We start from the raw sequence: 23,135 nt of genomic DNA, 5'->3' as shown, positions 1-23,135 counted from the left end.
TCCCCGCCACCCGGCGGGTGACCGACACGAGGAGAGACGGCAGTCATGCCGAAGAACAAGACGCACTCCGGCGCCAAGAAGCGCTTCCGGGTCACCGGCAGCGGCAAGATCATGCGGGAGCAGACGAACGCTCGCCACTACCTCGAGCACAAGTCCAGCCGCCGCACGCGTCGTCTGGCTCAGGACCAGGTGGTCTCGGCCGCCGACGTCAAGACCATCAAGAAGCTGCTCGGCAAGTGACGCCCTCGGCGGTCGGCGGCTTCCGGTGACACCACCGGGGAGCACGACCGCCGGGTCCACTTCCGGCCCCGACACTGCAAGGAGCATCACGTGGCACGCGTGAAGCGGGCGGTCAACGCCCACAAGAAGCGCCGTACGACCCTCGAGCGCGCCAGCGGCTACCGCGGCCAGCGTTCGCGCCTGTACCGGAAGGCGAAGGAGCAGGTCACCCACTCCCTCGTCTACTCGTACCGCGACCGCAAGGCGAAGAAGGGCGACTTCCGCAAGCTGTGGATCCAGCGCATCAACGCTGCGTCCCGCGCGCAGGGTCTGACCTACAACCGCCTCATCCAGGGCCTCAAGGCTGCTGGTGTCGAGGTCGACCGCCGCATGCTCGCCGAGCTCGCGGTCAACGACGTGGCGGCGTTCAACGCGCTCGTCCAGGTCGCCAAGGACGCGCTGCCGGCCGACGTCAACGCGCCGAAGGCCGCCTGAGCCACCCCGCTCAGCACCCCGGACGCCCGGACACCCCCGACCTGTCGATGCCGCGCATGATCTCAGGCATCCCCGACGTGACGCTCGCGAACCCGCGGGCGGACCGGGTCAAGCAGGTCAGGGCGCTGTCCGGGCGTCCCGCGCGTTCCCGGCACGGGCAGTTCCTCGTCGAGGGCCCGCAGGGCGTGCGCGAGGCCGTGCGGCACGCGCCCGACGAGGTACGGGACGTCTACCTCACGGCGGCCGCCGCCGAGCGCTACGACGAGATCGTGGGGGCCGCCGGCGAGGCCGGGCTGCGCCTGCACGTCGGCACCCCCGAGGTGCTCGACGCGATGAGCCCCGACGCCCAGGGCGTGCTCGCCGTCGTGCGGGCCCGCCCGCGCACGCTCGACGACGCCCTGCGCGGGCTGGACGCCCGCCCGCTGCTGGTGGCCGTGCTCGCGAACGTCCGCGACCCCGGCAACGCGGGCACCGTCATCCGGGCCGCCGACGCGGCCGGCGCCGACCTCGTCGTGCTCGCCGGCGAGAGCGTCGACGTGCACAACCCCAAGGTCGTGCGTTCCACCGCCGGCTCCCTCTTCCACGTCCCCGTCGTGACGGGCGTGCCCCTGACGGGCGTCGTCGCCGCGGCGCACGACGCCGGCTGCGTCGTCCTCGCCGCGGACGGCACGGGCGAGCACGACCTCGACGACCTGCTCGACGTGGCCGGGACGGCCCCGGCAGGGCGGCCCGACCTCGCCGGCTCCACCGCCTGGGTGTTCGGCAACGAGGCATGGGGCCTGCCCGAGGCCGACCGGGCCCTGGCGGACGCCGTCGTCCGCGTGCCCATCCGCGGCCGGGCCGAGTCGCTCAACCTCGCCACCGCCGCCACCGTCTGCCTGTACGCGAGCGGTCGCGCCCAGCGCTAGCCCGCGGGGCGTGCCGCGCGCGCCCGGCGCCCCTCCGCGCGGTCCCGGATGCCGCGCAGCATCGCGGCGGACATCACCCAGCTCGCCACCTGCGTGGCCTCCACGACGACGCGGCCCACGGTGCCGTGCGGCCGGTAACGCTCGCGCACGAGCAGCCGGGTCCCCACGTCACGCCCCTCCCAGGGCAGCAGGACGAACGCCCACGAGAAGTCGAAGGGCGGTGACCCGGCCACCGGTTCCCCGCGCCCCGGTTCGCCGCCGTGCAGGACGATGTGCCGCCCGGGCTCCAGGGCGGCGACGCGGAGCCCGAAGCCCCCGGCGAGGTCGACCCGGTCGCCGACGGCGAGGTCCTGCCACGCCGGCTCCACACGGTCGGCGGAACGGATGTCCAGCCCGACGGCCCGCTCCAGCCGGTCGTGGGAGTAGAAACCGCCACGGCCGTACCCGAGCTGGACGAGCCAGGGCCACACCCGGGAGGCGGGGACGCCGATGCCGACGGCCCGGGTGGCCACGACGCTCGCCCCCCGCACGAGGTCGTCGCCGGGCAGGGGGAGGTCGGCCTCCAGCGCCGCGGTGCCCCAGGTCTGCGTCATCCGCCGGGTGAGGAGGGCGGCACCCAGCCCGAGGGCGGCCAGGGACGAGGTGACGAGGACGCGTCGGAGCGAGGGCATGGCCCCAGCCTGCCGCTCCACGGAGCGGGGCGCGCGGAGAACGGGCGCGGTCGTGCCCGGCGGGCCGCCGCGAGCCTAGCATCGCGCCATGCGCCTGTTCACGGCCGTGTACCCCTCCGCCGACGCTGCCGGCCACCTGGATCTCGCCCTGGCGGGGGTGGGTGGCGGCGCCCTGTCCGACCCGGGCCGCGGGCTGCGCTGGGTGCCGCGCGAGCAGCGTCACGTGACGCTCGTCTTCCACGGCGAAGTGCCGGACGGCGCCGTCCCGGGTTACGTCGACGCGCTGCGGGCCGCGCTCGCCGACGTACCCCCGTTCGAGCTGGCCCTGGCCGGGAGCGGCTCGTTCGGCGGGCGCACGCTCTGGGTGGGCGTCGCCGGAGCCGTCGACGACCTGCGCCGCGCCGGGGAGGCCGCCCAGGACGCCGCCGCCGCGGCGGGGCTGCCCGCCTCGGACCGCACCTCCGGCCGGCCGCACCTCACGGTCGCGCGGGCGACGGTCCGGGCGGCCGAGGGTCGGCGCCGGGTCGACGGCGCGCGCGGCGGGACGCGCGGGCGGGTGGCCGAGGCGTCCCCCCTCGTGCCCTGGGCGCGTGCGCTGGCCGTGTACCGGGGGCCGTCGTGGCGGGTCGACGCCGTGCACGTCGTCGCGTCCCGGCTCGGCGAGGGCCGGTCGGGAGGGCCGCTGCACGAGGACGTCGCGGTCGTCCCGCTGACCGGCCGGGAAGGGGCCCGCCCGCCCGTGTCATCATGGGAGGCGTGACACGCCGCGACCGCCGATTTACCGGGCCCGCCACGGGCCCGGCCCCGGTGACGCCCGCGCGCTGAGCGCGGCACTGCGGACGCCGACCTGACCGGCCCGGGCGGGCACATAAACTGACCCCGCCGCCACACCCTTCGCAGGGCCCCTCTCAGGAAGGCACGCATGTCCACGCCCGCACCCACCCCAGAACCCGGCAACGAGCGACAGAGCCCCGACCCGCTGGACGTCGCCGCGCTCGACGCCGCCGTCGCCGAGGCGCTCGCCGCCGTCGCCGCCGCGCGCGACCTCGACGAGCTGAAGGCCGTCCGCACCGCGCAGACCGGGGACCGGAGCCCGCTCGCGCTGGCCAACCGGGCCATCGGGGGCCTGCCCGGGCCCGACAAGGCTGCCGCGGGCAAGAACGTCGGCCCGCGCCGCGGGCGGGTGAACCAGGCGATCGCGGCGCGCCAGGCCGAGCTCGAGGTGGAGCGCGACGAGCGCGTCCTCGTGGAGGAGGCCGTCGACGTCACGCTCCCGACCGACCGGCGCCCGGCCGGCGCGCGGCACCCGATCGAGCTGGTGCAGGAGCGCATCGCCGACTTCTTCGTCGGGCTCGGCTGGGAGATCGCCGACGGCCCCGAGGTCGAGGCGGAGTGGTTCAACTTCGACGCGTTGAACTTCGCCCCCGACCACCCGGCCCGGCAGATGCAGGACACCTTCTACGTCGAGGGCGAGGGGGACAAGCCGTCCAACCTCGTGCTGCGCACGCACACGTCGCCGGTGCAGTCGCGCTCGCTGCTCGAGCGCGGGGTGCCGCTGTACGTGGCGTGCCCCGGCAAGGTGTTCCGCACCGACGCGCTGGACCAGACGCACACGCCCGTCTTCCACCAGGTCGAGGGCATCGCGATCGACAAGGGCCTGACGATGGCGAACCTCGTGGGCACCCTCGACGCGTTCGCCCGCGCCATGTTCGGCCCCGAGGCCCGCACCCGGCTGCGCCCGGCGTTCTTCCCCTTCACCGAGCCCAGCGCCGAGATGGACCTGTGGTTCCCCCAGAAGAAGGGGGGCGCGGGCTGGATCGAATGGGGCGGCTGCGGCATGGTCAACCCGAACGTGCTGCGGGCCGCCGGCATCGACCCCGAGGAGTACCAGGGCTTCGCCTTCGGGATGGGCATCGAGCGCACGCTCATGCTGCGCAACTCGATCGCGGACATGCACGACATCGTGGAGGGCGACGTGCGCTTCTCCACCCAGTTCAGGACGGAGATCTGATGCCCCGCATCGTCACTGACTGGCTCGGCGAGCACGTCGAGCTGCCGGCGGACCTCACCGCGGAGCAGCTCGCGGCGGCGCTGGTGAGGGTCGGCCTGGAGGAGGAGGAGATCCACCCCGCCGCCGTCACCGGCCCGCTCGTCGTGGGGCGCGTGCTCGCGCAGACCCCCGAGCCGCAGAAGAACGGCAAGACCGTCAACTGGTGCCTGGTCGACGTCGGCCCGGAGCACAACGCCACGCAGATCAAGGGCGTCGACGACGCCGACGTGCCCGCCGGTGGCGCGCGCGGCATCATCTGCGGCGCGCACAACTTCGGCGTGGGCGACCACGTCGTCGTGTCGCTGCCCGGCACCGTGCTGCCCGGCGGGTTCGCCATCGCCGCGCGCAAGACCTACGGCCACGTCTCCGACGGCATGATCTGCTCGGTGCGCGAGCTCGGCATCGGCGAGGACCACGACGGCATCCTCGTGCTCACCCGTGCGGGCTTCGACGCCGCCGACCTCACGCCCGGCCAGGACGCGATCGCCCTGCTCGGCCTGGGCGACGAGGTGCTCGAGATCAACGTGACCCCGGACCGCGGGTACGCGTTCAGCTACCGCGGGGTGGCGCGCGAGTACGCCCACTCCACGGGCGCGCGCTTCACCGACCGTGGGCTGCCGGAGAACCTCGTCACGCCCCCGCCGGCCCCGACGGCCGACGGGTTCGCCGTCGAGGTCGACGACGCGGCGCCGATCCACGGGCAGGTCGGCTGCGACCGGTTCGTCACGCGCGTCGTGCGCGGGATCGACCCCGCCGCGCCCACCCCGCCGTGGATGAAGCGTCGCCTCGAGGGCTCGGGGATGCGCTCCATCTCCCTGGCCGTCGACGTCACGAACTACGTGATGCTCGACCTCGGGCAGCCGCTGCACGCCTACGACCTCGACCAGGTCGCGGCGCCGATCGTCGTCCGCCGCGCGGCCCCCGGCGAGCGGCTCACGACGCTCGACGACGTCGACCGTGCGCTGGACGCCGAGGACCTGCTGATCACCGACTCGCCGGCGGGCGAGCGCGGCGCACGGGTGCTGGGCCTCGCCGGCGTCATGGGCGGCGCGTCGTCCGAGGTGAGCGGCACGACGACGGACGTCCTCGTCGAGGCGGCCCACTTCGACCCGATCACCGTGGCCCGCACGGCGCGGCGCCACAGGCTGCCCTCCGAGGCCGCCAAGCGGTTCGAGCGGGGCGTGGACCCGCGGCTGCCCGCCGTCGCGGCGCAGCGCGTGGTCGACCTGCTCGTGGAGCTCGGCGGCGGCACCGCCGACCCCGCCGTGAGCGACCTCGACACCACGACCGCGCCCCAGCGGGTGCGCCTGGACGTCACGCTGCCCACGCGGCTGTCGGGCGTGGACTACGACCGCGCCACCGTGGTCGGCATCCTCGAGCAGATCGGCTGCACCGTCACGGACGCCGTCACCGGGGCCGGCGTGGACGCGGTCCGCGTGACGCCGCCGTCGTGGCGTCCCGACCTGACCGAGCCGGCGGCGCTCGTCGAGGAGGTCGTGCGGATCGCGGGCTACGACCAGATCCCGTCCGTGCTCCCCGCCGCCCCCGGCGGGCGCGGGCTCACGTCCGAGCAGCGGGCACGCCGGTCCGTGGCGCGCGCGCTCGCGGAGGCCGGCCTCGTCGAGGTGCTGTCCTACCCGTTCGTCGGGGAGGCGGACCTGGACGCCCTGGGTCTGCCCGACGACGACGTGCGCCGCACCACGCTGCGCCTGGCCAACCCGCTGGCCGACGACCGACCGTTCCTGCGGGCCGACCTGCTCTCGACGCTGCTCGAGACCGCGCGCCGGAACGTGTCCCGCGGTCTGCCCGACGTGGCGGTCTTCGAGATCGGTCTGGTCACGCGCCCGGCGCCGGGCACCCCGGCGCCGCCGCAGCTGCCGGTGGGCGTGCGCCCGAGCGACGACGACCTGGCGGCGCTCGTCGCCGCCGTCCCCGACCAGCCCCGCCACGTCGCGGGCGTGCTGACCGGCCGGGCGGCGCCCGCCGGGTGGTGGGGCGACGGTCGTGCGGCCGACTGGGCGGACGCCGTCGACGCCGCACGTCTCGTCGCCGAGCGTGCGGGGGCCGAGGTCACGGTCCGGGCCGACTCCGGGACGATGCCGTGGCACCCGGGGCGGTGCGCGGCGCTGACGCTGCCCGACGGCGCCGTCGTCGGTCACGCGGGCGAGCTGCACCCGAAGGTGGTCGAGGCGCTGGGCCTGCCCGCCAGGGCCGCCGCGTTCGAGCTCGACCTGGGCGCGCTGATCGCCGCCGGCGGGGACGCCCCCGTCGCGGCCGAGCCGGTGTCGGCGTTCCCCGCGGCCAAGGAGGACTTCGCCTTCGTCGTCGACGAGGACGTGCCCGCCGCCGACGTGCACGCCGCCGTCGTCGCGGGCGCCGGCCCCCTGCTGGAGGATGCGCGCCTCTTCGACGTGTTCACCGGCGCCCAGGTGGGCGAGGGCAAGAAGTCGATCGCCTACTCGGTGCGGCTGCGCGCGGCCGACCGCACGCTGACCGCCGACGACGTGCGCGCCGTCCGCGAGGGCGTCGTCGCCGCGGCGACCGAGCGCGTCGGGGCGGTGCTGCGTGGCTGACGAGGCCACCGTCGCGGGTCGGGGAGGCACCGTCCCGCCGGCCCGCACCGCGCTGGTCACGGGCGCGAGCCGCGGCATCGGCCGCGCGCTCGCGCTCGGTCTGGCGCGAGCGGGGCTGGACGTCGCCCTCGTCGCGCGGGACGCCGCCCGCCTGGCCGAGGTCGCGCGCGAGGTGCGCGACCTCGGCCGGACGGCCGTGGAGCTGCCCGCCGACGTCACCGACGCCGCGGCCGTGGCGACGGCGGTCCGGGCGGCGGAGGCGCCGGCGTCCGACGGCGGGCTGGGCTCCGTAGACCTGCTCGTCAACAACGCCGGCCGGATCGACGCCGAGGTGCCGCTGTGGGAGGCCGACCCCGACGAGTGGTGGTCGGTGCTCGAGACCAACGTGCGCGGGCCGTTCCTCCTGGCCCGGCACGCGGTGCCGGGGATGCTGGCGCGCGGCGGCGGGCGCGTCGTCGACCTCAACAGCGGCGCCGGGTCCCACGACAGCGCCGACGCGACCGCCTACAACGCGAGCAAGACGGCGCTGATGCGCCTCGGTGCCGGGCTGCACGCCGCCGGCCACGACCGGGGCCTGCGCGTGCTGGAGGTCGCCCCCGGCGTCGTGCGCACGGACATGACCGGCGCGATGCGCGCGCACGAGGGACGCACGGAGTGGACCCCCGTCGAGCGGACGGTCGACCTCGTCACGGCGTTCGCGCGCGGCGACCTCGACGCCTGCTCCGGCTGGTTCGTGCGGGCGTCGCACGACACCCCGGAGTCCCTGGTGCGTCTCGCGGGCGACGCGACGGCGCCGGCCGCCCGCCGGCTGCGCGTGCAGCCGGCGGCGGACGACGACCCGCTCGGCCCGGTGCTCACCGGCCGCTGAACGGCCTGCCGGCGGGCGAGGCGGTCAGCGGCGCTCGTCGCGCCAGCGGACCCACTGCTCCACGAGGGACAGGTCGTAGTCCGGCCCGCTCGTGCCGATCGTGAACAGTGTGGCGCCGGCGTCGAGCAGCCGCTGCCCGACCTCCTCGGGCGGGGCGCCCACGCCGACCGAGCGCTCCACGAGCCCGGCGGTGTCCCGCCCGACGGCCGCGCCGTGCTCGTCGAGGATGGCGGACTTGCGGGTCAGGGTGTCGACGTCGCCGAAGGAGTGCCAGACGTCGGCGTGCTCGGCGACGAGGCGCAGCGTCTTCTTCTCGCCCCCGCCCCCGACGAGGATCGGGATCTCCCGGGTCGGGGCAGGGTTGCCCGCTGCGAGCCGGGCCTTGATGCGGGGGAGCGCCTCGCCCAGGTCGGCGATGCGCGAGCCCGCCGTGCCGAACTCGTAGCCGAACTGCTCGTAGTCCTTGGCGAACCAGCCGGCGCCGACGCCGAGGATCAGCCGGCCCCCGCTGATGTGGTCGACCGTGCGGGCCATGTCCGCGAGCAGGTCCGGGTTCCGGTACGAGTTGCACGTCACGAGCGCGCCGATCTCGACGCGCTCGGTCTGCTCGGCCCAGGCGCCGAGCATCGTCCAGCACTCGTAGTGCATGCCGTCGGGGTCGCCGGTGAGCGGGAAGAAGTGGTCCCAGTTGAAGATGACGTCGACCCCGGCGTCCTCGGCGCGCCGGACGGCGTCGCGCAGCTGGGTGTAGTCGGCGTGCTGCGGCTGGAGCTGGACCCCGATGCGGATCGGGTGGGTGGTGTCGGTCACGACGGGAGCCTACGTCCGCCCGTCCGGTGCGCCGTCACGACGTCCGCGTGGCGACCGCGAACACCCGGCGGAACGCGAGGGGCGTGCCCCACGGGCGCGCCGGGTAGGCCGCGCGCAGCGCGGCGCCGAACGCGGCGTCGAACCGCCCGCGCAGGTCGGTGCCGTGCGCGGCGTCGTGCGCGTCCAGCGCGTGCAGCACCGGCTGCGCCCCGGTGGCCGAGATCCAGCGCAGCACCGGGTCGGGTCCGTCGAGCACGTGCGTGTAGGTCGTCTCCCAGGCGTCGACCGACCACCCCGGCGCGGCGAGGAGCTCGAGGTAGTCCGCGGGGTCGCCGACCGCGCGGCGCTCCACCGACCCGACGACGGCCGCGTACGGAGCCCGTCCGGCGACCTCGCGCAGCAGGCGATGGCTGGGGGCGTCGTGGTTGCCCGGGACGGAGAAGGCGAACGTCTGGCGGGCGGTCGCGGCGAGCGCGGGCACGAGGTCGAGGTGGTCGGGCACCCACTGGAGCGTGGCGTTGCTGATCACGAGGTCGGCCTCGGGGGCGGGGCCGCGGCCGGCCGCGTGGTCGCGCACGTCGGCGAGCTCGTACCGTCCCGTCGGGTCGGCCGTCCGGGCTCGCTCGATCATGGCGGGCGAGGCGTCGAGGCCGACGAACGAGGCCGCAGGCCATCGCTCTCGCAGCACCGGCGTGAGGTGTCCTGGCCCGCAGCCGAGGTCGACGATGCTCGCAGGCTCGCGGACCACGCGCGCGACCAGCTCGCCGAACGGGCGCGAGCGCTCGTCCGTGTAGCGGAGGTAGGCGGTGGGGGACCAGTCGGCCACGACGATTCCTCTCGACGTCAAGTGTCTTGATGTCAAGAGACTAGTCCGGTGCGGCTCAGGGGACCAGCAGCACCTTGCCGGTCGTGGCGCGCCCCTCGAGGGCGCGGTGCGCCTGAGCCGCGTCGGCGAGCGGGAACCTCTCCCCGATCCGGACGTCCAGGTCTCCCGCGGCGGCGGCTCCCAGGACCTCGCCCGCCCGCCACTCGAGCTCGCCGCGGGTCAGGGTGTAGTGCCCCAGCGTGGGTCGGGTGAGGTAGAGCGAGCCGCCGGAGTTCAGCCGCTGCGGGTCGAAGGGCGGGACCTGCCCCGACGCGCCGCCGAACAGCACGAGCATGCCGCGCGGGCGCAGCGACGCGAGGGAGGCGTCGAACGTCGCGCGGCCCACGCCGTCGTAGACCACGTGCATGCCGCGTCCGTCGGTGAGGTCGCGCACGACCCTCGGCAGCTCGGTCGCGAGGTCGTCCATCGCCGCGTAGTCGACCGTGTGCGCGGCGCCGGCCGCCGACGACAGCGCGGCCTTCTCCGGCGAGGAGACCGTGGTGATGACGCGCCCGCCGCGCGCCACCGCGAGCTGGGTCGCGAGCAGGCCGACACCGCCGGCGCCCGCGGTGAGCAGGACGTCGTGGCCCGGCCCGACCTCGAAGGTCGACGAGACGAGGTAGTGCGCCGTCATCCCCTGCAGCGGCAGCGCGGCGGCGGTGACGAGGTCGAGGCCCGCGGGGACGGGCACGGCGTTCGCGGCGGGGACGACGGCGAGCTCGGCGTACGAGCCGGGCGCCTCGTTCCAGGCCACCTCGTCGCCGACGGCGAAGCCCTCGACGCCGTCGCCGAGCGCCTCGACCGTGCCCGCGCCCTCGACCCCGACGACGTGCGGGTAGTCCATCGCGTAGACGCCGGCGCGACGGTAGGTGTCGATGAAGTTGACCCCCGCCGCGGCGACGCGGACGAGGAGCTCGCCCGCGCCGGGCACGGGATCGGGCTGCTCGACGTACTCCAGGACCTCGGGACCACCCGCCGCGCGGGCCACGACTGCGTGCATGCGACCGACCCTATGCTTCGGCCGTGACCCGAGACACCCGCACCGTGTTCGCGATCCGTCCGGCGACCGACGACGACTGGCCCGGCCTGTGGCCGATCGTCGAGGCGGTGGTGCGCGAGGGCGAGACGTACGTCTACCCGCTGGACCTCACGAGCGAGCAGGCGCGAGGGCTCTGGATGGAGCGCGCCCCGGGTGCGACGGTCGTGGCGGAGGCAGCGGACGGGACGCTGCTGGGCACGGCCAAGATGGGCCCGAACCGGCCGGGACGCGGCGACCACGTGGGCACGGCGTCGTTCATGGTGTCGCCCGACGCGCGCGGGCTCGGGGTCGGCCGGGCGCTCGCCGAGCACGTCGTCGCGTGGCACCGCGAGCAGGGCTTCCGCGGCATCCAGTTCAACGCGGTGGTGGAGTCGAACGAGGTCGCGGTGCGCCTGTGGCGGGCGCTCGGTTTCGAGGTGGTCGGCACGGTGCCGGGTGCCTTCCGCAGCCCCGCGCACGGCTACGTGGGCCTGCACGTGATGTACCTGCCGCTCGTCGCCTGACGTGCGGTGTCCGGGTCGTGGAAGGGCGACCAGGGTGCCTGCATAGGTATGTATAGTGCTGCATATGGTCAGCACTGAGTCGCGCACGTTCCGTGTCGCCGTCGCCGGTGCCTCCGGGTACGCCGGGGGCGAGTTCCTGCGCCTCGCGGCGCGCCACCCCGCGCTGGAGATCGGGACGCTCACCGCGCACTCGAACGCCGGGGCGCGGCTCGGCGCGACGCAGCCGCACCTGCGTTCCCTCGCGGACAGGGTGCTCGAGCCGACCACGCCCGAGGCGCTCGCGGGACACGACGTCGTCGTGCTCGGCCTTCCGCACGGCGCGTCCGGGGAGATCGCCGCCCAGCTGCCCGACGACGTGCTCGTCCTCGACCTCGGCGCCGATCACCGCCTCGCGTCCGCCGCCGACTGGGAGCAGTTCTACGGCTCGTCCCACGCGGGCACCTGGCCCTACGGCCTGCCCGAGCTGCTCCACGCAGACGGCGCGGGGACGGTCACCGGGGCGCAGCGCGACCACCTGGTCGGCGCCCGCCGGATCGCGGTGCCCGGCTGCAACGTCACGGCGGTCACGCTCGGGCTGCAGCCCGGCGTCGCCGCCGGGCTCGTGAGCCCGGCCGACGTCGTCGCGGTCCTCGCCAACGGGTACTCAGGCGCGGGCAAGTCGCTCAAGCCGCACCTGCTCGCCGCCGAGGGACTGGGTTCCGCCGTGCCGTACGCGGTGGGCGGCACGCACCGGCACATCCCCGAGATCGCGCAGAACCTGCGGGTCGCCGGCGCGCCGGCGGTGTCGATCAGCTTCACCCCGACGCTCGTGCCGATGTCGCGCGGCATCCTGGCCACCGTCACGGCCCGCCTCGCGCCGGGCCACGAGGACGCCACCGCCGCCGACGTCCGCGCCGCCTGGGCCGACGCCTACGCGCACGAGCCCTTCGTCGAGCTCCTCCCCGAGGGGCAGTGGCCGGCGACGGCCGCCACCCTGGGCGCCAACACGGCCCTCGTGCAGGTCGCGCTCGACGCCGCCGCCGGGCGCGTCGTGACCGTGACCGCCATCGACAACCTGGTCAAGGGCACCGCCGGCCAGGCGGTCCAGGCCATGAATCTTGCCCTCGGCCTGCCGGAGACGGCCGGCCTCGTCACCGAAGGAGTCGCTCCATGAGCATCACCGCACCGGCCGGGTTCCGGGCCGCCGGCGTCGCCGCCGGCCTCAAGACGTCGGGCGGGCGCGACGTCGCGCTCGTCGTCAACGACGGCCCGCGACGCACGGCCGCGGCGGTGCTCACGACCAACCGCGTGCAGGCCGCGCCCGTGGTGTGGACCCGGCAGGCGGTCAGCGACGGCGCCGCGCGTGCGGTGGTCCTCAACTCCGGCGGCGCCAACGCGTGCACCGGTCCTGAGGGGTTCGGCGACACGCACCGCACGGCGGAGCACGTCGCCGCCGTCCTCTCCGCCGGCGCCGCGACGCCCGAGGCCGAGGTCGGGGCCGGCGACGTGCTCGTGTGCAGCACCGGCCTCATCGGACTGCGCCTCGACATGGACGCCCTGCTGGGAGGCGTCGACGCCGCGGCCGGCGCGCTCGCGGCCGACGGCGGCGACGCCGCGGCCGACGCGATCCGCACCACCGACACGGTGTCCAAGCAGGCCGTCGCGCAGCGCGACGGCTGGAGCGTCGGCGGGATGGCGAAGGGCGCCGGCATGCTCGCGCCGGGCCTCGCCACCATGCTCTCCGTGATCACCACCGACGCCGTCGTCGACGCCGCCACCGCGGACGCCGCACTGCGCACCGCCACCGCCGCGACGTTCGACAGGGTCGACTCCGACGGCTGCATGTCGACCAACGACACGGTGATCCTGCTCGCCAGCGGGGCGTCGGGCGTCGAGGTCGGCGTCGACGACCTCGCGGCGGCCGTCACGGAGGTGGCCGCCTCTCTCGCCCGCCAGCTCGTCGCGGACGCCGAGGGCGCCAGCCACGACATCGCCGTGACCGTCACCGGCGCGTCCAGCGAGGAGGCGGCGGTCGCCGTGGCCCGGGCGGTCACGCGTTCCAACCTCTTCAAGGCGGCCATCTTCGGCAACGACCCGAACTGGGGCCGCATCGTGGCCGCCGTCGGGACCGTGCCCGAGGACGTGGCCCCGTACGACCCGCTGGCGCTCGACGTCACGGTGAACGGCGTGCAGGTCTGCCGGGCGCAGGGCGTGGGGGAGCCGCGCGAGCTCGTGGACCTGGCCGCGGCCCGCGAGGTCACCGTGGTGGTCGACCTGCACGCCGGCGACGCGTCCGCCACCGTGTGGACCAACGACCTCACGCACGACTACGTCCACGAGAACAGCGCGTACAGCTCATGAGCAGCGACGTCGTGAACGGGCTCGCGCCCGAGCAGAAGGCCGAGGTGCTCCTCGAGGCGCTGCCGTGGCTCCAGGAGTTCGCCGGAGCCCTCGTCGTCGTCAAGTACGGCGGCAACGCCATGATCGACGACGAGCTGAAGGCCGCGTTCGCCCAGGACATGGTCTTCCTGCGCCAGGTCGGCCTGCGGCCCGTCGTCGTGCACGGCGGTGGCCCGCAGATCAACGCCATGCTGGAGCGCCTGGACATCCACAGCGAGTTCCGCGGCGGCCTGCGGGTCACGACGCCCGAGGCGATGGACGTGGTGCGCATGGTGCTCACGGGCCAGGTCTCGCGCGAGCTGGTGGGCCTCATCAACGCGCACGGCCCGCACGCCGTCGGCATGTCCGGGGAGGACGCCGGGCTGTTCCGCGCGGCCCGCCGGCACGCGGTCGTGGACGGCGAGCCCGTCGACGTCGGGCTCGTGGGCGACGTCGTCCAGGTGGACGCCAGGGCCGTGCAGGACCTGCTCGACGCCGGCCGCATCCCGGTCGTGTCGACCGTCGCGCCGGACATCGACGACCCGACCCAGGTGCTCAACATCAACGCCGACACGGCCGCCTCCGCGCTCGCGGTGGCGCTCGGCGCGACCAAGCTCATCATGCTCACCGACGTCGAGGGCCTGTACACGTCGTGGCCCGACAAGGACTCGCTCGTCGAGGAGATCACCGCGCCCGACCTCGCCGCGCTCCTGCCGAGCCTGACGGCCGGCATGGTGCCCAAGATGGAGGCGTGCCTGCGCGCCGTGCAGGGCGGCGTGCCGCGCGCGACCGTCATCGACGGCCGCCAGCCGCACTCCGTGCTCCTGGAGGTCTTCACCACCCGCGGCAACGGCACCATGGTCGTGCCCGCGCCCGACGCAACCACGAGCACGACCACGACCACGGCCAAGGAGGCGGGCGCGTGAGCGACACCCTGCAGTCCGTGAGCGGCGGCGCCCTCGCCGACGCCTCGAACGCTGCGTGGACGGACCGGTACGCCCACGCGGTGATGGACACGTTCGGCCCGCCGCAGCGCGTGCTGGTGCGCGGCGAGGGCGCGTACGTGTGGGACGCCGACGGCCGCCGCTACCTCGACCTGCTCGCCGGGATCGCGGTGAACGCGCTCGGCCACGCCCACCCCACGCTCACGGCGGCGATCAGCGCGCAGCTCGGCACCCTCGGCCACGTGTCGAACTTCTTCGCCACGCCCACCCAGATCGGTCTGGCCGAGCGCCTCCTGCAGCTCGCCGGCGCGCCCGACGGCTCGCGGGTGTTCTTCACCAACTCGGGCACCGAGGCGGTCGAGGCGGCGTTCAAGATGGCGCGGCGCAACCGCTCCGACGGACCTGGCGACGTCGGCACCCGCACCCGGGTCCTGGCCCTGGAGGGCGGCTTCCACGGCCGCTCGATGGGCGCGCTCGCCCTCACGGCGAAGGCCGCGTACCGCGAGCCGTTCGAGCCGCTGCCCGGCGGCGTCGAGCACGTGCCGTTCGGCGACACCGCCGCCCTCGACGAGGCGTTCTCGCCGGAGGCGGTCGCCGACCGGGGCGGCGTCGCCGCGCTCGTCGTGGAGCCGCTGCAGGGCGAGGCCGGCGTACGGCCGCTGCCCCCGGGCTACCTGGCGCACGCCCGCCGGCTCACCGCCGAGGCGGGAGCGCTGCTCGTGCTCGACGAGGTCCAGACGGGCGTCGGGCGCACGGGCTCGTGGTTCGCCTTCCAGCAGCCGGAGATCGGCGGCGGCGTCGTGCCCGACGTCGTCACCGTGGCCAAGGGCCTGGGCGGCGGCTTCCCCGTGGGCGCCGCGATCGCGTTCGGCGAGCGCGCCGCGACGCTGCTCGGCCGCGGCCAGCACGGCACCACGTTCGGCGGCAACCCGGTCGCGGCGGCTGCCGGCCTCGCCACGCTCGGCGTCATCGAGCGTGACGGCCTCCTCGAGAACGTGCGCCGCGTCGGGGAGGTGCTGCGCACCGAGATCGAGGCCGCGGGCAACCCGCTCGTCGCCGGGGTGCGCGGGCGGGGGCTGCTGCTCGCGGTCCAGCTCACCCGGTCCGTCGCGGCCGACGTCGCGGCGGCGGCGCTGGAGGCCGGGTTCGTCGTCAACGCCGTCGCCCCGGACGCGATCCGCCTCGCACCGCCCCTGATCCTCACGGCCGACCAGGCGCGCGACGTCGCCCGGTTCTTCGCCACCGTCACCGTCCCCTCTGCCGACAGGGAGTCCTGATGCCCCGCCACTTCCTCCGCGACGACGACCTCACCCCGGACGAGCAGCGGGAGGTCCTCGAGCTCGGCATGGCGTTCCGGGAGGACCGGTTCGTGCGCGCGCCGCTGGCCGGCCCGCAGGGCGTCGCCGTCCTGTTCGACAAGCCGACGCTGCGCACCCAGGTCTCGTTCTCGACGGGCGTCGCCGAGCTCGGCGGCTTCCCGGTGATCGTCGACGGCCGCCTGGCCCAGGTGGGCGTGCGGGAGTCCGTCGCGGACGTCACCCGCGTGCTCGACCGTCAGGTGTCCGCCATCGTGTGGCGCACGTTCGGCCAGGAGCGCATCGACGAGATGGCCGCCGTCTCGCGGGTCCCGGTCGTCAACGCCCTCACGGACGCCTTCCACCCGTGCCAGATCCTCGCCGACCTGCTCACCGTCGCCCAGCACCGTGGCGGGATCTCCGCCCTGGCCGGGCAGCGGCTCGCCTACGTGGGCGACGCCGGCAACAACATGGCCGCGTCGTACCTGCTCGGCGGGGTCACCGCCGGCCTGCACGTCGCCGTCGCCGGGCCCGAGGGCTACCTGCCGCCCGCCGACATCGTGGCGCGCGCCGAGGAGATCGCCGCCGCGACGGGCGGCTCGGTGACCGTCACGACCGACGTGCGCGCCGCCGTCGCCGGGGCCGACGTCGTCGCCGCGGACACCTGGGTGTCGATGGGTGACGAGGACGAGGCCGCCGAGCGGCTCGCCGCCCTCGACGCCTACCGCGTCGACGACGACCTCCTGGCCGTCGCGGCCGACGACGCGATCTTCCTGCACTGCCTGCCCGCCTACCGCGGCAAGGAGGTCACCGGCTCGGTGATCGACGGCCCCGCCTCGGTGGTGTGGGACGAGGCGGAGAACCGCCTGCACGCGCAGAAGGCGCTGCTCACCTGGCTGCTGGAGCACCGGTGAGCGCCGTCGACGGGGCGTCGGCGGGCCAGGCCGCCGGGCCGACGACGAAGGCCGCGCGGCACGCGCGGATCGTCGAGATCGTGCGGCGCACGGCGATCCACTCGCAGGCCGAGCTGGCCCGCGAGCTCGCCGACGCGGGCGTCAGCGTCACGCAGGGCACCCTGTCGCGCGACCTCATCGAGCTGCGGGCGGAGAAGGTGCGCAACGCGGCGGGGGCGCTCGTCTACGCCGTGCCCGGCGAGGGCGGCGACCGCAGCGTGCAGGCCGCGGGCGTGGGGGAGCACGACGTCGAGTACGTCGCCGCGCGCCTCGCCCGGCTCTGCAACGACCTGCTCGTGTCGGCGGAGGCGTCCGGCAACCTCGTGGTGCTGCGCACGCCCCCCGGCGCGGCCAACTACCTCGCGTCCGCGATCGACCACTCGGTCCTCCCGGGCGTCCTCGGCTCCATCGCGGGCGACGACACGATCCTCGTCATCGCCCGCGACCCGCTCGGCGGCGACGACCTGGCCCGCCGCTTCCTCGAGCTGACGGGGCCCTGACCCCGACCACCGAGGGTCCGTGGCCGCCGCGGACCCGTACTGCCAGACTTGACCCGAACCCCCTCGCAAGAAAGAGAACTGTGATGACTGATCGCGTCGTGCTCGCCTACTCGGGCGGCCTGGACACCTCCGTGGCCATCGGCTGGATCGCCGAGGCCACCGGGGCCGAGGTCGTCGCCGTGGCCGTCGACGTGGGCCAGGGCGGCGAGGACATGAACGTCATCCGCAAGCGCGCGCTCGACTGCGGCGCCGTCGAGGCGTACGTCGCCGACGCGCGCGACGAGTTCGCGGCGGAGTACTGCATGCCCGCGCTCAAGGCCAACGGCATGTACCTCGACCGCTACCCGCTGGTCTCGGCGATCTCCCGCCCGGTGATCGTCAAGCACCTCGTGCGCGCCGCGCGCCAGTTCGGCGCGACGACGGTCGCGCACGGCTGCACCGGCAAGGGCAACGACCAGGTCCGCTTCGAGGTCGCGACGACGTCGCTCGCCCCGGACCTCAAGTCCATCGCCCCGGTGCGCGACCTCGCGCTCACGCGCGAGAAGGCGATCGACTACGCGGAGCGCCACGACCTGCCGATCGCGACCACCAAGAAGAACCCGTTCTCGATCGACCAGAACGTGTGGGGTCGCGCGGTGGAGACCGGCTTCCTCGAGGACATCTGGAACGAGCCCACCAAGGACGTCTACTCCTACACCGACGACCCGACGTTCCCGCCGGTCGCCGACGAGGTCGTCATCACCTTCGACCAGGGTGTGCCGGTCGCGCTCGACGGCGTGGCCGTCACCCCGCTGCAGGCCATCCAGGAGATGAACCGTCGTGCCGGCGCCCAGGGCGTGGGCCGCATCGACATCGTCGAGGACCGCCTCGTCGGCATCAAGTCCCGCGAGATCTACGAGGCGCCCGGCGCGATCGCGCTCATCGCCGCGCACCAGGAGCTGGAGAACGTCACCCTCGAGCGCGAGCAGGCCCGCTTCAAGCGGCAGGTCGAGCAGCGCTGGACCGAGCTGGTCTACGACGGCATGTGGTTCTCGCCGCTGAAGAAGAACCTCGACACGTTCGTCGACGAGACCCAGAAGTACGTCTCCGGCGACATCCGCATGGTGCTGCACGGCGGCCGGGTCACCGTGACGGGCCGCCGCTCGGAGTCCAGCCTGTACGACTTCAACCTCGCCACCTACGACGAGGGCGACTCGTTCGACCAGTCGCACGCCCGGGGCTTCATCGAGATCTACGGCCTCGCCGCCAAGCAGGCCGCGGCCCGCGACGAGAAGTTCGGCAACGGCGTGGACTTCGGCGTCGGGGAGTTCTGACGTGGGCTCCGAGGTCACGCCGGGCGCAGGGTCCGGAGCGGTGACGACGCAGGGCGACAACGTCTCCCTGTGGGGCGGCCGGTTCTCCGGCGGCCCGTCGCCGGAGCTGCAGGCGCTGAGCCAGTCGACGCACTTCGACTGGGTGCTCGCCCCGTACGACATCCGGGGGTCCCGGGCGCACGCCCGCGTGCTGCACGCCGCGGGCCTGCTCACGGACGACGAGCTCACGGGCATGCTCGAGGCGCTCGACGTGCTGCTCGCCGACGTCGAGTCGGGGGCGTTCCTCCCCGTGCTCGGCGACGAGGACGTGCACACGGCGCTGGAGCGCGGTCTCATCGAGCGCGCCGGGACCGAGCTCGGCGGCAAGCTCCGCGCGGGCCGCTCGCGCAACGACCAGATCGCCACCCTCGTGCGGCTGTACCTGCGCGACCAGGCGCGCGTCGTCGTGCGCCAGGTGCTCGACGTCGTGGACGCGCTCATCGTGCAGGCGGAGGCGGCCGGCGAGGCCGTCATGCCGGGCCGCACGCACCTGCAGCACGCGCAGCCTGTCCTGCTGGCCCACCAGCTCCTGGCGCACGCGTGGCCGCTGCTGCGCGACGTCGACCGGTTCGTCGACTGGGACGTGCGCGCCGCGCGCTCGCCGTACGGGTCGGGGGCGCTCGCGGGCTCGTCGCTCGGGCTCGACCCGGCGGCGGTCGCGGCGGAGCTCGGCTTCGACGGACCGGTGGAGAACTCGATCGACGGCACGGCCGCGCGCGACGTCGTCGCGGAGTTCGCGTTCGGGTCCGCGATGGTCGGCATCGACCTGTCGCGGCTGAGCGAGGAGATCATCCTCTGGAACACGAAGGAGTTCGGCTTCGTACGCCTGGACGACTCGTGGTCCACCGGGTCGAGCATCATGCCGCAGAAGAAGAACCCGGACATCGCGGAGCTCGCCCGCGGCAAGGCCGGCCGGCTCGTGGGCGACCTCACGGGCCTGCTCACCACGCTCAAGGGCCTGCCGCTGGCGTACAACCGCGACCTGCAGGAGGACAAGGAGCCGGTCTTCGACCAGGTCTCCACGCTCACGGTGCTGCTGCCCGCGTTCGCGGGGATGGTCCGCACCCTCACGTTCGACACGGCACGGATGGCCGAGCTCGCCCCGCAGGGCTTCTCGCTGGCCACCGACGTCGCCGAGTGGCTGGTGCGCCAGGGCGTCCCGTTCCGCATCGCGCACGAGGTGGCCGGCGCGTGCGTCCGGGTCTGCGAGGAGCGCGGCATCGAGCTGTGGGACCTCTCGGACGCCGACCTCGCCGGGATCTCCGAGCACCTGACCCCGGGTGTGCGCGAGGTGCTGAGCGTCGAGGGCTCGGTCGGTTCTCGCGACGGTGTCGGCGGCACCGCCCCGGCGCGGGTCGCCGAGCAGGTGGAGGCCGCCAAGGAGCGGTCCGCGGAGTTCCGCATCTGGGCGGACAGCTGAGCCCGACCCGCACCGACGTCGGCCGCACGCTCCTCGGGGCGTGCGGCCGACGTCGTTCGTCGACGGCACGGGAGCGGGTACGGTCGGCGGGCCGGAGGAGGGAGCGGTCGTGACGACGAGCGAGGACGTGCTGGACCAGCTGGTGGCGCGCGTGCACGCGGCGGTGCCGCGGCTCCCCGGGCCCGGGGAGCCCGAGCCGTGGCGGCGCACGCGCCTCGTGTGCGTCGACGGCCCCGCAGGCTCCGGCAAGACGACGCTCGCCACGCAGCTCGCTGTGCGGTTCGCGTGTCAGGTCGTGCACCTCGACGACCTCTACGAGGGCTGGGAGGCCGGGCCCGACGGCGGCGCGCGGCGCCTGGGGGAGTGGATCCTGGGCCCGCTCGCGGCGGGCCGCGCGGGCCGGTACCGCCGCTTCGACTGGGTGGCGGGCGAGTACGCCGAGGCGCACGACGTCGAGCCCGCCCCGGTGCTCGTCGTCGAGGGCTGTGGCGCGGCCGCGCGCCAGGTCGACCCCTGGGCAGCCCTCAAGGTCTGGGTCGAGGCGGCCGACGCGGTGCGCCTCGACCGTGGCCTCGCGCGCGACGGCTCGGACGCTCGGGAGCACTGGTTGCGGTGGATGGCCGACGAGCGCGCCCACTACGCGGCGGAGCGCACGCGCGAGCGCGCCGACGTCCGGCTCGACGGCGTCGGGCGGCTCGTCGTCGCGGTGCCCGACGCGACCTCGGGGACGCGATGACCGCGCGGCGGGAGCAGAGCTCCTCGGCGGCCGTGCCGGACGCGCGCGCCGGCGTCGCGGCAGACGGGGTGCCGGACCGCGCGTGGTTCACCCGCGAGGTGCAGGTCGTCGCCCGTGACCTCCTGGGTGCGCTGCTCACCCGGCGGACGCCGGAGGGGGCGGTGACCGTGCGCATCACGGAGGTCGAGGCGTACGCCGGTCCCGCCGACCCGGGCTCGCACGCCTACCGGGGCGAGACCGCCCGCAACCGCACCATGTTCGGCGAGCCCGGCCACGTCTACGTGTACCGCCATCTGGGGCTGCACCACTGCATGAACGTCGTGTGCAGCCCTCCGGGTGAGGCGTCCGCCGTGCTGCTCCGTGCCGGCGAGGTGGTCGAAGGTGCCGACCTCGCGCGCGAGCGGCGCGCGGCCGCGGGTGTCACGCGGTCCGACGTCGACCTGGCTCGCGGCCCGGCGCGGCTGACCGTCGCGCTCGCGATCGACCGGGACGACGACGGCGCGGACGTCGCCGACCCGCGCGGCGACCTGGTGCTGCGGGTGCCCCCACGGCCGGGCGGCGACGTCGCGACGGGGCCCCGCGTCGGGGTGAGCGGCGAGGGCGGCCGCGCCGATCTCTTCCCATGGCGCTTCTGGCTGGCGGGCGACCCCACCGTCTCGGCGTACCGGGCGGCGGAATCACGGCGCCGTCGGCGGTAGGCGTCGGGCACACTAGGAGGGCGGCCCGTCCGGGCCGCGACCCCTGGCACGAGGAGCACACGGTGACCGACGTTCTCGACGAGCTGCACTGGCGAGGCCTGGTGGCGCAGTCCACCGACGAGGCCGCGCTGCGTTCTGCGCTGGCCGAGGGACCCGTCACCTATTACGCGGGCTTCGACCCGACGGCGCAGAGCCTGCACGTCGGGCACATGGTCCAGCTGCTGAACATGCGCCGGCTCCAGCTCGCGGGGCACCGCCCCCTCGCGCTGGTCGGCGGCGCCACGGGTCTCATCGGCGACCCGCGCCCGACCACGGAGCGATCGATGCAGTCGCGCGACGTGGTCGCCGGCTGGGTGGACCGCATCCGGGCCCAGATCGAGCCCTTCCTGGACTTCGAGGGCCCGGCCGCCGCGCGGATGGTGAACAACCTCGACTGGACCGGGTCGATGTCGGCGATCGACTTCCTGCGCGACGTCGGCAAGCACTTCCGGGTGGGCACGATGCTCGGCAAGGACATCGTGGCCCGGCGCCTGCGCTCGGACGAGGGCATCAGCTACACCGAGTTCAGCTACCAGGTGCTCCAGGGCATGGACTTCCGCGAGCTGTACGAGCGGCACGGCTGCACGTTGCAGCTCGGCGGCAACGACCAGTGGGGCAACCTGCTGTCCGGCGTCGAGCTGATCCGCAAGACCGACGGCGCGGCCGTGCACGCACTGACGTCGCCGCTCATCACCAAGGCCGACGGCACCAAGATGGGCAAGTCGGAGGGCGGCGCGGTCTGGCTCGACCCGGAGCTGACGAGCCCGTACGCCTTCTACCAGTTCTGGCTCAACACGGCGGACGCGGACGTCGTGAAGTACCTGAAGGTCTTCACCTTCCGCACCCGGGAAGAGATCGACGCCCTCGAGGCCGAGGTCGCCGAGCGGCCGTTCGCGCGCGAGGCGCAGCGGGCACTGGCCGGCGACCTCACGACCCTGGTCCACGGCCAGGCCGCGACGGACGCGGTCATCACGGCGAGCCAGGCGTTGTTCGGGCGCGGCGAGCTGCACGGTCTGGACGCGGGGACCCTCGGCGCGGCCGTCGCCGAGCTCCCGCGCACGACGGCGAAGGCCGGCGACCTCGTGGTCGACGCGTTCGTGGGCTCGGGCCTGGTCGCGTCGAAGGCCGCGGCCCGCCGCGCGATCGGTGAGGGCGGGGCGTACGTGAACAACACGAAGGTGGAGACGGAGGACGCGGCGCTGCGCACGGAGGACCTGCTGCACGGGAGGTACGCCGTCCTGCGCCGCGGCAAGCGGACGCTCGCCGTCGCCGTCGCCGAGTAGCCGACGCGGCACGAAGGCCAGGGCCCCGGGGGAGCGCGAGCTCGCCCGGGGCCCTGGCCGTCCCCCGAGGGGGCCGGGTCCTTCACCCCCGCCGGGCACCCCACGTGTATCGCTGCAGGTCAGAGCGCGATTTGGTGGGTCGGCCGGAGTGTGTGTAATGTTCTGGTCGTTCGCCCGACAGGGAGAACGGACACCGAGGAGACAGCCGCGAGGCTGGGTACCGGTGGCCGGCCCGGGGCGGACACCCGAATCCTTCTTCACGAGGTCGACGAGTGCGCCTTCGTTCGGGACCGGGACGTTCGAACCGACACGCCAGGCCAACGGCCGGGAGTTGACGGGGCAGGGCGAACCGAGTAAGGTTGAGGGGTTGCCCCGGGAGGGTCAGAACGGGAAGTTCTGGTTCTGCGGTGTGCGTCGGTTGTTTGAGAACTCAACAGTGTGTTTGATAGTCAATGCCAAATTTTTTGAACCCTTTGTGGTTCCTTTGGATCGGACTGAGCAGTTCAGCTTGGTCTGGCCAGTATCGTTGAATGCTGCGGGCTCTTTTGGGGGTTCG

23 protein-coding genes are annotated in these 23,135 nt (G+C 74.7%); 19 read left to right on the top strand and 4 right to left on the bottom strand.

Annotation, left to right across the window (positions count from 1 at the left end; translation table 11 throughout):
- The first annotated feature begins 45 nt into the window (after window positions 1-45).
- The 3 genes from rpmI to ACH436_RS15245 all read left to right on the top strand — a co-directional run bounded on the left by rpmI (window position 46) and on the right by ACH436_RS15245 (window position 1,622).
- Window positions 46-240, top strand: a complete 195-nt coding sequence (gene rpmI, locus ACH436_RS15255; RefSeq protein ID WP_079576291.1) for a 50S ribosomal protein L35 — start codon at window positions 46-48, stop codon at window positions 238-240.
- Window positions 241-330: 90 nt separating this feature from the next.
- Window positions 331-714 (top strand): 50S ribosomal protein L20, encoded by a 384-nt coding sequence (gene rplT / locus ACH436_RS15250; protein ID WP_079576292.1) that lies wholly within the window; start codon window positions 331-333, stop codon window positions 712-714.
- Between the two features lie 56 nt (window positions 715-770).
- Window positions 771-1,622 carry a TrmH family RNA methyltransferase gene (locus ACH436_RS15245; protein ID WP_430561053.1) on the top strand — a complete coding sequence of 284 codons (852 nt, stop codon included), beginning with the start codon at window positions 771-773 and terminating at the stop codon, window positions 1,620-1,622.
- On the opposite strand, the gene ACH436_RS15240 is transcribed toward ACH436_RS15245, so the two are convergent.
- Window positions 1,619-2,293: an SRPBCC family protein gene (locus ACH436_RS15240; RefSeq protein WP_430561052.1), complete on the bottom strand. Its 675-nt coding sequence runs from the start codon at window positions 2,291-2,293 to the stop codon at window positions 1,619-1,621. The two genes, ACH436_RS15245 and ACH436_RS15240, sit on opposite strands and share 4 nt — an antisense overlap.
- 88 nt (window positions 2,294-2,381) lie before the next feature.
- Between ACH436_RS15240 and thpR the strand changes: the two genes are divergently transcribed.
- The 4 genes from thpR to ACH436_RS15220 all read left to right on the top strand — a co-directional run bounded on the left by thpR (window position 2,382) and on the right by ACH436_RS15220 (window position 7,784).
- Window positions 2,382-3,053, top strand: a complete 672-nt coding sequence (gene thpR / locus ACH436_RS15235) for an RNA 2',3'-cyclic phosphodiesterase (protein WP_430561051.1) — start codon at window positions 2,382-2,384, stop codon at window positions 3,051-3,053.
- 162 nt (window positions 3,054-3,215) lie between these two features.
- The gene (pheS, locus tag ACH436_RS15230; protein WP_430561050.1) at window positions 3,216-4,304 is read left to right on the top strand and encodes a phenylalanine--tRNA ligase subunit alpha; all 1,089 of its coding nucleotides are present in this window, start codon (window positions 3,216-3,218) and stop codon (window positions 4,302-4,304) included.
- Entirely contained in the window at window positions 4,304-6,916 is a 2,613-nt protein-coding gene (gene pheT, locus ACH436_RS15225) for a phenylalanine--tRNA ligase subunit beta (RefSeq protein ID WP_430561049.1), read from the top strand. Before pheS ends, pheT begins: the two co-directional genes overlap by 1 nt.
- Window positions 6,909-7,784 (top strand): SDR family NAD(P)-dependent oxidoreductase, encoded by an 876-nt coding sequence (locus ACH436_RS15220; RefSeq protein WP_430561048.1) that lies wholly within the window; start codon window positions 6,909-6,911, stop codon window positions 7,782-7,784. Before pheT ends, ACH436_RS15220 begins: the two co-directional genes overlap by 8 nt.
- Window positions 7,785-7,808: 24 nt before the next feature.
- Here ACH436_RS15220 and ACH436_RS15215 read toward each other — a convergent pair whose 3' ends face one another.
- Genes ACH436_RS15215 through ACH436_RS15205 form a run of 3 tightly spaced genes read right to left on the bottom strand, consistent with a single transcriptional unit; the run spans window position 7,809 to window position 10,459 of the window.
- Window positions 7,809-8,594 (bottom strand): LLM class F420-dependent oxidoreductase, encoded by a 786-nt coding sequence (locus tag ACH436_RS15215; protein WP_430561047.1) that lies wholly within the window; start codon window positions 8,592-8,594, stop codon window positions 7,809-7,811.
- A gap of 34 nt (window positions 8,595-8,628) precedes the next feature.
- The gene (locus ACH436_RS15210) at window positions 8,629-9,420 is read right to left on the bottom strand and encodes a methyltransferase domain-containing protein (protein WP_430561046.1); all 792 of its coding nucleotides are present in this window, start codon (window positions 9,418-9,420) and stop codon (window positions 8,629-8,631) included.
- 55 nt (window positions 9,421-9,475) lie between these two features.
- Window positions 9,476-10,459 carry a quinone oxidoreductase family protein gene (locus ACH436_RS15205; protein ID WP_430561045.1) on the bottom strand — a complete coding sequence of 328 codons (984 nt, stop codon included), beginning with the start codon at window positions 10,457-10,459 and terminating at the stop codon, window positions 9,476-9,478.
- A 23-nt stretch (window positions 10,460-10,482) separates the two neighbouring features.
- Here ACH436_RS15205 and ACH436_RS15200 point away from each other — a divergent pair, with 23 nt between their 5' ends.
- From ACH436_RS15200 to tyrS, 12 genes are all read left to right on the top strand, one after another.
- Window positions 10,483-11,001: a GNAT family N-acetyltransferase gene (locus tag ACH436_RS15200; protein WP_430561044.1), complete on the top strand. Its 519-nt coding sequence runs from the start codon at window positions 10,483-10,485 to the stop codon at window positions 10,999-11,001.
- A 64-nt stretch (window positions 11,002-11,065) separates the two neighbouring features.
- Window positions 11,066-12,154, top strand: coding sequence for an N-acetyl-gamma-glutamyl-phosphate reductase (gene argC / locus ACH436_RS15195; RefSeq protein ID WP_430561043.1), 1,089 nt, complete (start codon window positions 11,066-11,068; stop codon window positions 12,152-12,154).
- Complete coding sequence (gene argJ / locus ACH436_RS15190; RefSeq protein WP_430561042.1) at window positions 12,151-13,341, top strand: bifunctional glutamate N-acetyltransferase/amino-acid acetyltransferase ArgJ; 1,191 nt, start codon at window positions 12,151-12,153, stop codon at window positions 13,339-13,341. The genes argC and argJ overlap by 4 nt, the downstream gene beginning before the upstream one ends.
- Window positions 13,338-14,285 (top strand): acetylglutamate kinase, encoded by a 948-nt coding sequence (argB, locus tag ACH436_RS15185; protein ID WP_430561041.1) that lies wholly within the window; start codon window positions 13,338-13,340, stop codon window positions 14,283-14,285. The genes argJ and argB overlap by 4 nt, the downstream gene beginning before the upstream one ends.
- Window positions 14,282-15,580 (top strand): acetylornithine transaminase, encoded by a 1,299-nt coding sequence (locus ACH436_RS15180; RefSeq protein WP_430561040.1) that lies wholly within the window; start codon window positions 14,282-14,284, stop codon window positions 15,578-15,580. The genes argB and ACH436_RS15180 overlap by 4 nt, the downstream gene beginning before the upstream one ends.
- Window positions 15,580-16,512 carry an ornithine carbamoyltransferase gene (gene argF, locus ACH436_RS15175; protein WP_430561039.1) on the top strand — a complete coding sequence of 311 codons (933 nt, stop codon included), beginning with the start codon at window positions 15,580-15,582 and terminating at the stop codon, window positions 16,510-16,512. Before ACH436_RS15180 ends, argF begins: the two co-directional genes overlap by 1 nt.
- The gene (locus tag ACH436_RS15170) at window positions 16,509-17,051 is read left to right on the top strand and encodes an arginine repressor (protein ID WP_430561038.1); all 543 of its coding nucleotides are present in this window, start codon (window positions 16,509-16,511) and stop codon (window positions 17,049-17,051) included. Before argF ends, ACH436_RS15170 begins: the two co-directional genes overlap by 4 nt.
- Window positions 17,052-17,134: 83 nt before the next feature.
- On the top strand, window positions 17,135-18,364 hold the full coding sequence (locus ACH436_RS15165) for an argininosuccinate synthase (RefSeq protein ID WP_430561037.1): 1,230 nt from the start codon (window positions 17,135-17,137) through the stop codon (window positions 18,362-18,364).
- Window positions 18,365-18,404: 40 nt separating this feature from the next.
- Window positions 18,405-19,823 (top strand): argininosuccinate lyase, encoded by a 1,419-nt coding sequence (gene argH / locus ACH436_RS15160; RefSeq protein WP_430561036.1) that lies wholly within the window; start codon window positions 18,405-18,407, stop codon window positions 19,821-19,823.
- 109 nt (window positions 19,824-19,932) lie between these two features.
- A complete protein-coding gene (locus ACH436_RS15155) occupies window positions 19,933-20,559 on the top strand; it encodes an AAA family ATPase (protein WP_430561035.1) in 627 nt (208 codons plus the stop codon).
- Window positions 20,556-21,257, top strand: coding sequence for a DNA-3-methyladenine glycosylase (locus ACH436_RS15150; protein WP_430561034.1), 702 nt, complete (start codon window positions 20,556-20,558; stop codon window positions 21,255-21,257). Before ACH436_RS15155 ends, ACH436_RS15150 begins: the two co-directional genes overlap by 4 nt.
- Window positions 21,258-21,319: 62 nt before the next feature.
- Complete coding sequence (gene tyrS, locus ACH436_RS15145; protein ID WP_430561033.1) at window positions 21,320-22,579, top strand: tyrosine--tRNA ligase; 1,260 nt, start codon at window positions 21,320-21,322, stop codon at window positions 22,577-22,579.
- The last annotated feature ends 556 nt before the right edge of the window (window positions 22,580-23,135 follow it).

The organism is Isoptericola sp. NPDC019693 (genome assembly GCF_044389085.1).
Lineage (GTDB): Bacteria > Actinomycetota > Actinomycetes > Actinomycetales > Cellulomonadaceae > Isoptericola.
The sequence above is the reverse complement of the archived record's forward strand: the minus strand, read 5'-3'. Positions and strand labels throughout refer to the sequence as shown.